The 12279-nt window shown below is 66.6% G+C and carries 5 protein-coding genes; 2 read left to right on the plus strand and 3 right to left on the minus strand.

Annotation, left to right across the window (positions count from 1 at the left end):
* The first annotated feature begins 11 nt into the window (after nt 1-11).
* The gene (locus ACFWJW_RS25160) at nt 12-1427 is read left to right on the plus strand and encodes an amidase (RefSeq protein WP_387245583.1); all 1416 of its coding nucleotides are present in this window, start codon (nt 12-14) and stop codon (nt 1425-1427) included.
* A 748-nt stretch (nt 1428-2175) separates the two neighbouring features.
* Here the strand turns inward: ACFWJW_RS25160 and ACFWJW_RS25165 are convergent.
* On the minus strand, nt 2176-3831 hold the full coding sequence (locus ACFWJW_RS25165; protein ID WP_387245586.1) for a hypothetical protein: 1656 nt from the start codon (nt 3829-3831) through the stop codon (nt 2176-2178).
* On the minus strand, nt 3828-7469 hold the full coding sequence (locus ACFWJW_RS25170) for an AAA domain-containing protein (RefSeq protein ID WP_387245589.1): 3642 nt from the start codon (nt 7467-7469) through the stop codon (nt 3828-3830). Before ACFWJW_RS25170 ends, ACFWJW_RS25165 begins: the two co-directional genes overlap by 4 nt.
* A gap of 1517 nt (nt 7470-8986) precedes the next feature.
* Here ACFWJW_RS25170 and ACFWJW_RS25175 point away from each other — a divergent pair.
* Nucleotides 8987-11533 (plus strand): tetratricopeptide repeat protein, encoded by a 2547-nt coding sequence (locus ACFWJW_RS25175; RefSeq protein WP_387245592.1) that lies wholly within the window; start codon nt 8987-8989, stop codon nt 11531-11533.
* 241 nt (nt 11534-11774) lie between these two features.
* On the opposite strand, the gene ACFWJW_RS25180 is transcribed toward ACFWJW_RS25175, so the two are convergent.
* Nucleotides 11775-12254, minus strand: coding sequence for an ATP-binding protein (locus tag ACFWJW_RS25180; RefSeq protein ID WP_387245595.1), 480 nt, complete (start codon nt 12252-12254; stop codon nt 11775-11777).
* Between the last annotated feature and the right edge of the window lie 25 nt (nt 12255-12279).

A 12279-nucleotide genomic window follows, 5' to 3' on the forward strand; every position in this document is an offset into this window, starting at 1 on the left:
GGTGATCGCCGATGACGTCGACCGATATCTGCTTCCTGGATGCCACCGATCTGGCCGCTCGGATCCGGACGCGGGAGCTGTCCCCGCTGGAGGTCGTCCAGGCGCACCTCGACCGGATCGAGGAGATCAACCCGAAGCTCAACGCCGTCGTGACGGTGACCGCCGAACAGGCCCTCGATGCGGCGAAGGCCGCACAGGAGGCGGTCTTGCACGACCGGCCGCTGGGGCCGCTGCACGGCGTCCCGTTCACCATCAAGGACTCACTCGACTCGGCCGGCGTCCGGACCATGCGTGGCTCGCGCCTGTTTGCCGACCACGTCCCGGACCGGGACGCAACCACGGTGGCCCGCTTCCGGGCGGCCGGCGCGATCCCGATCGGGAAGACCAACCTGCCGGAGTTCTCCTACTGGACGGAGAGCGACAACCTCGTCTCCGGCCGCTCCCTCAACCCCTGGGACCCGGAACGCACCCCCGGTGGGTCGAGCGGTGGCGAGTCGGCGGCCATCGCGGCGGGACTGTCGCCGATCGGCCTCGGCAGCGACGTCGCGATCTCGATGCGCGGACCGGCCCACTACACCGGCATCGTCGCGCTCAAGGCCACCCACGGCCGGATCCCCTTCACCGGCCACTGGCCGGACATCCTGCGCCGCTACTGGCACGTGGGCCCGATGGCCCGCAGCGTCCGGGACATCGCCGCGGCCTACGCGGTACTCGCCGGCCCCGATGGCCAGGACGGCTACACCGTGGACGTCCCGGTCGCCGCCGACCCCATGGAGGCGTCGGCCTCCCGGGAGGGCCTGCGGGTCGGCTGGCTCATACGGCCCGGCTTCGGCCCGGTGGACCCCACGGTGGCGGCCACGGTGACCGCCGCCGCGGAAGCGCTCGCCGATGCCGGCTGCGACGTGGAGGAAGTGCGCGTGCCGGAGTTGGAGGTCCACGACAGCATGCAACTGAGTGCCACTCTCTTCCTGCCGGAGATCCTGCCGTACTTCAAGGAGCACGCGGCGGGCCGGGAGGACGAGCTGCACGCGGTGCTCACGCACACGCTGTCGCTGCCGGACGTCCCGCTCGGCGAGTACGTGACCGCGCAACGCACCGTCGAAGAACTCAAGTCGGCGTTCGCGGCCTACTTCGCCCGCTACGACGCCCTGCTGTGCCCCGTCGTCACCATGCCCGCGCCCCCGCACGGCCAGGCCGAGTACGTCGTCGACGGGGTGACGGTGCCCGCCTGGAACGTCATGCGTGCCACCGTCCCGTTCAACCTGACCGGCCTGCCGGCGCTCTCCGTACCCTTCGGCGCAAGCCCCGAGGGACTCCCGATCGGCGTACAACTGGTAACGAAGTGGTACGCCGAGGACGCCCTGCTCCGCCTCGGCGCCCTTCTGGAGTCCGCAAGCCCGGTCCGCGAACGGCACCCGGCGCTGTGAACGCCGCGCCGGCTGGTCAGCTGGGCAAGGGCGGTTGACGCAACTTCAGTCCGGTTGCCCGGCGCCGCCGTACGACCGGCACCGGGACCGGCTGTTTAAGCGCCGTCCGCCGGCCGACTGGGAGGCGACCGCCGTCAACTGCTGCCGCCAAAAAGGCCCGGACCATGATCGGTCCGGGCCTTTGCGCTGGTGCCCCCGGCATGATTCGAACCTGCGACACCCGCTTTAGGAGTGGGATTGGATCCTTGCCGGGTGGTGCTCGGCGCTGCTGTCTGGCGCTGTTTCTCCTGGTCAGCGTCACGGCCGCTGAGTGCTCGATCCTGCTTGTGACGGCTCGTGCCGGATGGTCCGCTCACGCATCGCGCACGCACAAAGCCAGCAGCCTGAGGCAAGGTGCAGCACGAGGCCAGGCTGGCCCACTCAGGCGGGCGAGACGCCGGACCCTCGGTACCAAGTTCTCTCAGCGACGGGTGAAAACTAACCGAGGATCGGCGGACGAATGGTGACTAACCTCGCGATCTTCTGATGATCCTGACCTGCATCGAGGGTCAGGAGGGGAGGGTGATTCAGGTGGAGAACTGGGCTGAGATCCGTCGGCTGCCTGGGCCGAGGAGATGCCGCTCGCTGTAGCGGACGGCCGCGGGGTTAGCGAGCGTCGATGTAGCGGCCGGGCCAGGTAGGCGAGACTCTCGGGGCATCCGCAGAGGAGGCTCCCACGCCGCCGTGATGGCGGCGCGGGAGACCACTCTTATGGCGTGACCAAGGTTTCAGGGCGGTGGATCACTGCCGAGATGCCGCGGATGCCCACTGCAGACCCGTTCTCATGCCGACATGCGCCACCAATTCGCAGGGCGCTGTCTTCGGGGCCCTGCAGGACCTGGGCGTGTTCGTCATCCACGATCAGCTCGGCGAGGACCTGATCCTTCAAATGGTCTCCCCGAGCCGCAGAGACGGCAGTGTTGTCTTGGCAGCGGTCCGCCACTCGCCGCCAGCGGTCGGCGGAATCTGGATCACCGCTCCACATCCACAGACCTGCGGCGGCCCGTGCCACAAGGGCCATGAACTCGGTTCCGCCCACGTGGACCGAGCGTGCCTGCTTCGAGCCCGGCGACCCGGCCCACGCGTAGTCACCGATGACCGCTTCGAGGGCACCGTCCTTCCCATCGAAGATCAGGAGGCCAGCACCGCTACCGGTTGGCTCTTTGGCTGGTCTCACGAGATCCCGGCCCAGACGTTGCGCAGCGTGGTAGCCGATCCGGTTCAGTAGGTTGACGATGTCCTGCGGGGTGGTTCCCTCGTCTGTGTCGCCGTAGAGGACATCCACGCGCACCCCGCGCGACACCGCAGCCTGGATCGCGCCGCTGAGCTTCGACAGGCTCTCCACATTCACCGTGGGCGAGGCGATCAGGACGTGATTCGCCGCTGTGGCCAGTGCTTCGGTGATCAGGAGTTGGTGGGACTCCTCACCGGACACCTCCGAGAACAAGGCTGCTTCGATCGATTGTTCCGTGAAATCGTCACCGCCGTTCCCGAGCGGATCGACTTCGTCCAACCAGGGGAAAGAGACGTCTGTCTGGGGGAGTGCTGGGGCCCCGACCGCGGAGGCCGGGGACCTCCGCCCCGCGAGGCTTAGCGGTGTCGGGCGGCGCGTTTGGCCAGTGTCGGGCGGCGCAGCCGATACCAGGGGCGATTCCTTCCCGGCGGTCTGCGGCGTCGGCTGGAGGTTCGGGGCCGCCTCCAGTTCCTCCTGCCTGGTCTGTGCCACGGCCAGGATCTGGGCCGACAGAGCTTGGTGCCAGCCCCGGGGGAGCCCCGTGATGGCCCGGTCGGCGAGGTCGACGCGCACGGGGAGGTAGCGATCGACCGTCACGAGCCTGGGCCGTCCGATGCTACGCACCCACTCGCCGCTGGCTCGGGGCAGTAGCTTCTGGATCTGGGACTCGTCCAGCGCGTTGCGCACGATACGCAAGGGAGTAGACGGGTTGAGATCCGGTCGCGCCTCCTGCTTCGAGACAGTTAGCACTTCACCACGCCTGGCTAGCTGTCCTGCTGTGCGATCGAAGACCAGCGTGCAGGGCGCGGCCGGAGCTACGACGACCGATGCCGGATCCTTCCCGGACGAGCACGCCTGCTGCCCTTCGTCGGTGGGGACGAAAGTAGCCTCCCGGCCGCTGGTGACGGCGACCCATCCTGCGCCGACGAGGGTCACCACGGCTTCCACCATCAGCCGTTCGTGGACCCGGAAAGTCTCGCACAGCGAGGTCAGGGTCGCGCCCTGGTGGGGGGCGACACCGGCCCGTGCGGCAATCTCCTCCAGAACTCGCCGCTCCAGACGGCTGTATGGGCGGCCCCTGGCCACGCTGAAGTTGACGCTGAACATGTTCACAGGTACGAGGACGATCACGAATGCTCCCTGAGATCAGCCGGGATACGTACAGCCCTGCCATCCAGGAACCATTCGTCGAGCAGGGTGATGATCTTCTTGAAGGACCACAGGGGCTGGGACTCGTCCTCGAGACGTACTGCCTGCACTTGGTGGAGGAAGAAGTCCCAGGACCCCACGAGGATCAGCAGGCGCTCCGCCCGCGAGAGGAGTACGTTCATCCGGCCTGGGTCGTCGAGGAACCCCAGGCCGTGGCCAATCTCCTTCTCGTTGTTGCGGACCAGGCTGATGGCGACAACGTCCGCCTGGTTGCCCTGGAAGGAGTCGACGGTGTGGGCGGGGAACCGATTGCCGTCGATCGGTTCGGCTTTGAGGCCGAGCTGGACCTGTAGCCCGGCAGGCAGGGGAGTATCCCGCAACTTTTGGCTGAGCAGGCTCACCTGCCGGGAGTACGGGGCCAGCACCGCGAGCTTGCCCTGACACCCGCCGTCCGGTCCCATGGCCCGGAGGAAGTTGGCAAGCGCGCGAGCCTCCGCCGGATTGGTGTACTTCGACTGGCCGCTGTTCGGACCAACCTCATGGGTGGCGGCATCGTTGCGGCACCACGGCACGTCGAGCCAGACCAGGGCACGGTCACGGATGCCGCTCGGAGTGTGGAAACCGTGACGCACTCGCTCGACCGGTTCGCCTTCCTTGTTTAGGGTGCGATTCATCAGTCGCCCCTGGTAGTACGCCTCGGAGATCAGCCGGCCGATGTCCGGGTGCATGCGATGCTGGCCGATCAACTGTCCCGCGGACGCTCCCTTCGCCTCTGTGTCAGTGACAAGGCGGTCCGCACCCGTGGCCACGGCGCAGTACTCGTACAGACGGTGGAAGGTCTTCAGCCATTCCTTGGCGTACTCGCGAAACTCGTCCCGGTCCCCCTGGCTGCGGCGCTCCCACGAGTCGAGCCATTCCTGATCGAGCATGCCGGACGCCCGAACTTTGAGGCGGCCAAGGGTGTGAGCCACCGGGTCCAGCTTGTCGATTCCCTTGTGGTAGTCCTCGTACCGGTAGGGATCCAGCTGCTTGTGGTCACCGATCAGCAGCCAGCGATGACCTGCCTGCAATGGCAGCGCGAGGTCGAACGCGTGCGCCTTGCCCGCCTCCTCGACGATCGACCAGTCGAACGCCTGACCAGCGGCGAGGGCAACCAGGTCGCCGGCGCTGGTGGTGCAGTACGTGAGGTTCGCGCCGCGTTTGACCAGCTCGACGAAGTCCGACGAGCGGGGGCCAAGATCCCCCTGCTCCTGCACCATATTGATCTCACTGACCATGGCCTTCGCGTCCTCCAGCCAGGCGAGTTGCACCTCGCTGGGCGAACTCATGGCTTCGAGCTGGGAGATGCTGCGCTGGAGCACCTGCCTGGCCACGCCCTCAACGCCGTCCTCCGGCAGGGTGGTTCCGGCCTTGTGTGGACCCCGCAGCCGGATCTGCAGTGGCCTTTCAGCTTCGGGTACGTCCTGGAACGCCTCACCCACCTTCGACCTGAGCACGTCGACGGCTCCGTGGGCCTGGGCCGTGACCAGCACCTGGACGACGGGATCCTCCGTGAGGATCTCGCGCAGCAGCCAGGCGACGAGGGTGGTCTTGCCCGTGCCGGGCGGCCCCTGCAGCGTGTAGATGGGCCGTACCCGGAGGATGTCCTCGATGCTGGCCCGTTTGGGCTCGTCGACCCGTTTGTGGTCGAGTTCGACGGGAAGCTCGGAGGCGCCTGTGTCCATGCGGACATGGCTCGGGGTGGCCAGCGAGCGCAAGAGGTACCCGTGCTGGTCAAGGGCGTCGATGGCCTTCTTACGACGCCGGAACAGACTGATCTGCCCGGGCATGCCAGCGCTGCGGAGGAACCCCTCCTTCTCCAGCTTAACCCGACCTTTGCTCAGGCCCGGGCGGCTGAGTGTGATGCACTTGGTCGCCTGGTCCATGGCGTCGACCTGCCACACGTTGCCGTCGTCGTCGGACTGGGGGTCCCGGGGCGGGAGCTTCAGACGGGCGCCGTCGCGGGCTCCCGACAGGATGACCTTGCGGTCGCTGCCCCGTACCTCCTTCTGCAGGAAATCGATCAAGTCCACACGGAACGGCTCGAAGACTTCGTGTCCTTCGGGGCGCGCGCGCTCCCTGACCACGGCCCACTCCACGCCGTCCTTCAGCCACGGGTCGCGGACGACTTCGTACGGGAAGATCTGTGAGTCGAGGAGGAGCAGTTCGATCTGGTTGCTCACGCGGACAAACTCGTGGAAGCGGCTGAGCTCGCGTGAGACCTGCGCACTGCGGTCGATCTTCGGTAGTGCGAGCTCCCACGTTGTGGCGTTCTGTGCGATCGTACGGTCGCGGGCCACCTCGTCCCTGGCATAGGCGAACACGCGGCCAGGCGGGAGTTCGCGGAAGCTGTCGTCGCCCTCGCTGTAGAGCAGTGGCTGGGCGGACCTGCAGTCCGCGACCTGCCAGCTGGACGTGCCGTCCTTCCCCCGGTGCGCCGTGATCTTCAGGCTAAGCCTGCCGCCGACGAGGATGAAGTATGGCCTGTTAGGGACGGCGTACAGAAGGGGCTTCTGCAGGTCCTGGCGGACGAACTCGCATGCCTCCTTGCGGTGGATCGGATCCCCGGGGATGAAGGTCCCCATGGGGTCGAGGCGCAGGTGGTCACGCAGCCCGCTGTCCATCAGGTGATCGATGAACTCCGTCCGCCGCAGATCGAGGGCTAGGACGTACTGAGCGTCCTCCTGCTGGGTGCGCAGGGGGTTCGCCAGGGCCCGCGTGATGTCCTGGATCCGGCCGATGATGTCGTACGGCGCGGTCAGGCGCTCTAGCGGGTCTTCGGCGACGAGGTCAAGCAGCAGCTTGCGTTCGGCCTCGGTCAGCTCGTGCTTGGCGGTGTCGATGGTCTTGAGCACCCGTGCGTGACGCTCGGGCTGGGGATTGTTGGTGAAGCGTTCAAGGTCGAGGAGCAACCGCGCGCAGAGAATGCCGAAGGCGAACCAGTCGTCGTCCTGACGCCAGGCAGTCACGCCTCCCGCGGTGCGCTCTGGTGGGACCGGCCAGCCGTCAGGAGGCTGGGTTCCCACCGGACGGCCTAGTTTGACGGACCATTCAAATCCGCCGAGCCGAAGGGATTCAGCACCGAGGTCCTCGTCGAAGAAGAGGGAGTCGAGGTCCACGCCCCGGTGCAGGACCTGTCGCTCGTGCAGGAGGTTCAGCCCAGTAGCGACGCGCCGTAAACCGCTCCACAGCTGTTCGCGTGCGGCAGTCCCGCGGTTCGAGAGCCACGGGTAGCGGGCGCGGTGTTGCAACGCGTCGGCGACGCGCTTGTAGCCCGGTGCCTCCAGGACCATGACGAAGCACTGGTGGTCCCGGTCGAGGCCGGCGTCCTTGAGTACGACCAGTGCGTTGTCCGATCTCGGGCTGCTCGCGACCTTGTACAGGGTGCGCAATTCCTGGTCCCACAGGGCGCGTTGCACCCGGTCAGGTTGCTCGCCCTCGTACGTCCATGTCTTGAGCAGGTACGTGTAGCCGTCGCTGAACGCCTCCCAGACCTGGGATTCGCCATCACCTGGATGTGGACCTCCGGTGATTTCGTACCTGTTCCGCAGAAGCAACGTCCCGACGGTGGGAGTTGTCATGCATCCACCTTCACGAGCTGGAGAGCGGGTGAGTAGACACCGCGGCGGCCCGACTCGGCCGCACGGGTGAAATGTGATCGTACTCACGCTCGCTGACCGCTGTGGTCGGTTCCGAATATGCGCTCTTGTCGGTGTTGGTATCGACCTGGGGCTTGCGCTGCTCTCTCGCTGGCTGCCGCTTGGTGCGCTGACTGTCTGAAGCCTCAGCGAGCGGTGGTTCAGGTGCGGATGCCCCTCATGCGCTTGAAGCTCCGGTCTTGGTGCGCCCATTCTCTTGATTTTCACGCATAGCCAGGGGCTTCTTGGTGTTGTCCTCGCGTGGAAATCACTCTGCAGCAGGCGGTGAGTGATGGGCCTGATGCAGGTTTGGGTGACGGGAATCGAACCCGCGCTCTGAGCCTGGGAAGCAAATGGGTCTACTGGGGCAGATGGGGTTTCTGAGCTGCGCAGTTGCCGTGTGACTGGTGTTGCATTGGGGGATCGGCTGCACCGCTGTTGACCCCTGTTGGCCGGCCTGAAGGGCACGGGTGGGGCACGGCGCGACAGATGTGCCCGCTCGGTGCTTGCGGTGTGGCGGTATCAGCGCTGGCACCGGTAGGGGGCAGAAAGCTGCGCTTGCAGGTCCAACGAAGTGAGGTGCTCGGTTCATCCTCCGTCCGGCACCCGGAGATGCCGGACGGCCTGCGGTCGCGCAGGTGAGGGGCATGGAGACACGGAGAGCGTGGCGGGGGAGGAGCTGGTCTGCGCCGCGGTCGCGCGGCGACCTGTTTCTCGGCGAGGAGTGAGGCGCTGTACGCGAATTGAGGCCACTACTGCGTGAGCGGCGCTACGGTCTAATGCACCGGATGCCGACTGGCGAAGTGCGGGTTTCGGCGAATGCATAGAGTGCCGCAAGGGCGGGAGGTCTTGATGGTGGCGAGCTCGGGATCAGGCCGCGGCGCGCTGTGGCTGGCTGTGGCGCTGGCGGGCACGGCGTCGGTCGGGTTAGTTGCAGTGGCAGTGATGGCCGATTTGAACACAGCAGCGCTCGTATCAAGCCTCATAGGCGCAGTGGTCACCCTGGTGGGCGCGGTGGGCTCCTTCGTCGCCCTGATCCGCGCCCCCAGAGATAGTGGTCGTGTGGGACGCCAGGTTCGGGCAAGGCGAGGTGGGTTCGCTGCCGGCGGAAATTTCTCCGGCAACGCCGTCGGTGACCGGTCACAGGTGTCGGGACCGCGCACTCCTGATCGTCGGCCCACAACCCAGCGAGGCCACGATCATGTCCAGGCCGGCCCAGGTGCCGTGGTAGCTGGCGGCGACATCGCCGACAACGCCTTTGGCAACGAGAGCCGCCGGTGACTGCGCTGCCGTGGCGTCGCGGAAGATCGTCTGCCTCCCCCAGCCCGGAAGACGGCACTCCTGCGGGGAGTGACCGGGACGTGGACTCTCATGCGCCAGAGCCGGGCACCACTGTTCCCCCGGACAGTGCACGACACGTGAGGGTAAGCCGCGGCGGCGTAGGAGCCGGCGGTGACATCGTGGGCAACGCGCTCGGCCCCTACAGTTTGGTTAACAACATCGGGGAACAGCACGTACATCTGCCGCCCGACCGAGGGCTGGAGGTGACATGGCCGCTAGAGATCGGGGCGGTTCCAGCGTTGGCCACGGCGTTCCAGCCTCGGAGCGATCTGCGCAAGAAGGTTGAAGCGGCCCGTTCGGGCGGTGCATCCGTCGTGCTGACTCAGGTGCTTTCCGGTGGTGGCGGCGTCGGCAAGTCCCAGCTGGCTGCCGCCTACGCCACCGAAGCTGTGGCGGATGGCACGGAGCTGGTGGTCTGGGCATCGGCTGCCCACACGCACCAGGTGATCACGCAATATGCGCAGGCAGCCGTTCGCATCGGAGTTCCGGGCGCCGATGCGGGGGACCCGGAAGTAGTTGCCCGCGCTTTTCTCTCGTGGTTGGCCACCACTCCTCGCCGATGGCTTGTGGTTCTGGACAACATCACCGACCCCACCGGCCTCGCCCCTTGGTGGCCGGCCAGCCGCACCGGCACCGGTTGGGTGCTGGCCACTAGCCGTCTGCATGACGCTCGGCTGTCCGGTGGTGGCCGTACCCGCATCGCAATCGATGTCTACACCCCTGAGGAGGCGCATGCCTATCTGCGCGCCCGGCTGGACGGCGACGGCATGGGTCATCTCCTGGACGACCACGGCGGAGCTCTAGCCGAAGCCTTGGGCTACCTCCCGCTCGCTTTGGGGCACGCCGCCGCCTACATGATCAACGAGGATCTCTCCAGCGCTGAGTATCTCGACCGCTTCCACCGCACCCGGCTGGAGCAGGCGCTGCCGGAATCTGCAGACGCCGATGGCTATGGACGACAGATCACCGCCACCCTGCTGTTGTCCCTGGAAGCCGCACAGCGTGCCGACCCCACCGGACTGGTCACCCCGACCCTGACCCTGGCCGCCCTTTTGGATCCCGCTGGCCATCCCCGTGGTGTGTGGGGCACCCCCGCAGCCCTCCGCTACCTCACCCTCTGCCGCATGCCGCCGCATGCCCCACAGCACGAGAAGGGGCCAACGGCCACCGCCGAGGAGGCCCATGCCGCCTTGCGCATCTTGCACCGCTACGCACTACTCACGTGTGACACGCGTGCGGAACCCCGTGCAGTGAGAATCCATGCCCTCACCGCCCGTGCTGTGCGGGAATCCACTCCGCCTGAAGTCCTTCCGGGTCTTGCAACCGTAGCTGCCGATTCCCTCCTTGAAGCATGGCCCGATCCCGACCAGTCCTATCCCGACCTCGCAGCCGCTATGCGCGCCAACACTGAGGCTCTCGCTGGCCATAGCGGCGACTACCTCTGGCACCCCGATGGCCACGCAGTCCTCTACACCGCTGGCTACAGCCTCGCAAACGCAGGTCTGACAGCCTCCGCCACCGACTACTGGCAACAACTCGCCACTGACAGCGACCGTATACACGGACCCCATGACCGAGGCACCCTCGTTGCCCGCATGCAGCTCGGCGCCTCACACCGTCAAGCGGGGCAGACGGGAAACGCCGTTACCCTCCTGGAGCAGGTACTCGCCGACTGTGAACAGACGTTGGGGCCTGACAACCCCGACACCCTCGTTGCCCGCAACAATCTCGCCGGCGCCTACCAACAAGGCGGGCGCGCGGACGACGCCGTGACCCTCATGGAGCAGGTAGTCGCTGACTGCAAGAGGAGGTTGGAGCCTGACGACCCCAACAGCCTCGCGGCCCGGCATAACCTAGCTGCCGTCTATGGCTATGCCGGACGTACCGATGAGGCCCTTTCGATCGCCGAGCAACTACTCGATGACTGCGAACGCACGATGGGCTCCGATCACCCCAATACCCTTGCCGCACGCGGCAACCTAGCTGGCTTCCTCGGCCAGGCGGGGCACATCGACCAGGCCATGAGCATTGAGGTGGAAGTACTCGCCGCCCGGGTGCGGACTGCGGGACCCGACCATCCCGACACCATCGTTGCCCGTAGCAGTCTCGCCGCCTCCTATGAGAAAGCCGGGCGCATCACCGACGCCGTTGACTGCCTGGAACAGGCGCTCCGTGACAGCGAAAGGATCCTCGGTGCTGACCACCCCGATACGCTCAACATTCGTCGCCGTCTTGCAGGTTGCTACTACCATGCGGGGCGCATCGAAGAAGCCCTCGCTATCGAGGAGGAGGCGTTGGCCGCCCTGGAACGGAGGCTGGGGCCCGGCGATCGCAAGGTCCTTGTTGGCCGTGCCAGCCTCGGCACTGCCTACTGGCAGGCGGGACACGTCGATAGGGGCATTGCCATCCTTGAGCGGGTACTCGCCGACAGCGAACGAGTTCGCCCCGATCACCCCGACACGCTCGCGATCCGCGGCAATCTCGCTGCAGCCCACTCGCAGGCAGGCCACATTTACCAAGTCATTACTCATATGGAGCGGCTACTTGCCGACAGTAGGCGAATCCATGGCGCCGACCACTCCACCACCGTCGCTGCCCTTGCTGGCCTCGCCGCTGCCTATGTACAGGCGGGGCGCGCCGACGAGCTCAGCACTCTCTTGGAGTAGGGGTGCGGTTCTCCTGAAGGGACGCGTGAGCCGGGACGATACTGACCTGCGCCCCCCGCCAGCAAGACCACGATCTGCAGCTGAGTATTAGAGGCCCCCGACTTCAGCTGCCACGGAGGGCCTTACCGGTGTCACGGATCTGCGGCGGGTGGTCGCGGACCAGGCTGCAGGGCTGAGGATATGCGCGTAACAGTCGACGAATGACGCTCGTGACCAGCACGGCTTCCTGCGCGTACGATCGTCAGAGGCTGGCGGGCTGCGCCCAAACGGCGGGCGATAGCTCGGGCGGCCCGTCGGGGGCGGAGAATGATCCGTTGACGGGTGACTCGCTTTCGGGGCATGGGGATCTCCGCCCACACGCATTTGCCGCAGGTGGTGTGCTCGGCTCCGTGGCAGAGGGACAGGCGGTCGGTGAGCCGCGCCCGGACTCGTCCTCGGAATCCACCCAGTGCGGAGCAGGGAGGACGAGCGAACCGTCGTAGACCTCGACGAGGATTCGCCGTCGGCTGAGGTTGGCGGACACCGTGATGGTGAGCACCGTGCCGGTGCCGTGCCGTACCGCGTTGGTGACCAGTTCCGAGGTAATGACGGTCAGTGCGATATCGGAGGACTCGTCGAGGCGGAGCCCCCACTTTTTCACCAGATCCTGGAGACGGTGACGGCTGATCGGCACCGAGGTCGGGTCGCGGACCAGAAGAAAGCTTTGGCTGTGGCGGCGCATGCCGGAGACCCTTCGACGGACTTCA

This window comes from Streptomyces sp. NPDC127097 (assembly GCF_042724075.1).
Taxonomy (GTDB): domain Bacteria; phylum Actinomycetota; class Actinomycetes; order Streptomycetales; family Streptomycetaceae; genus Streptomyces.

Coding starts and splice junctions, on each gene's coding strand:
- ACFWJW_RS25180 (WP_387245595.1), bottom strand. CDS start 12,254: ATGCGCCGCCACAGCCAAAGCTTTCTTCTGGTCCGCGACCCGACCTCG.
- ACFWJW_RS25160 (WP_387245583.1), top strand. CDS start 12: ATGACGTCGACCGATATCTGCTTCCTGGATGCCACCGATCTGGCCGCT.
- ACFWJW_RS25170 (WP_387245589.1), bottom strand. CDS start 7,469: ATGACAACTCCCACCGTCGGGACGTTGCTTCTGCGGAACAGGTACGAA.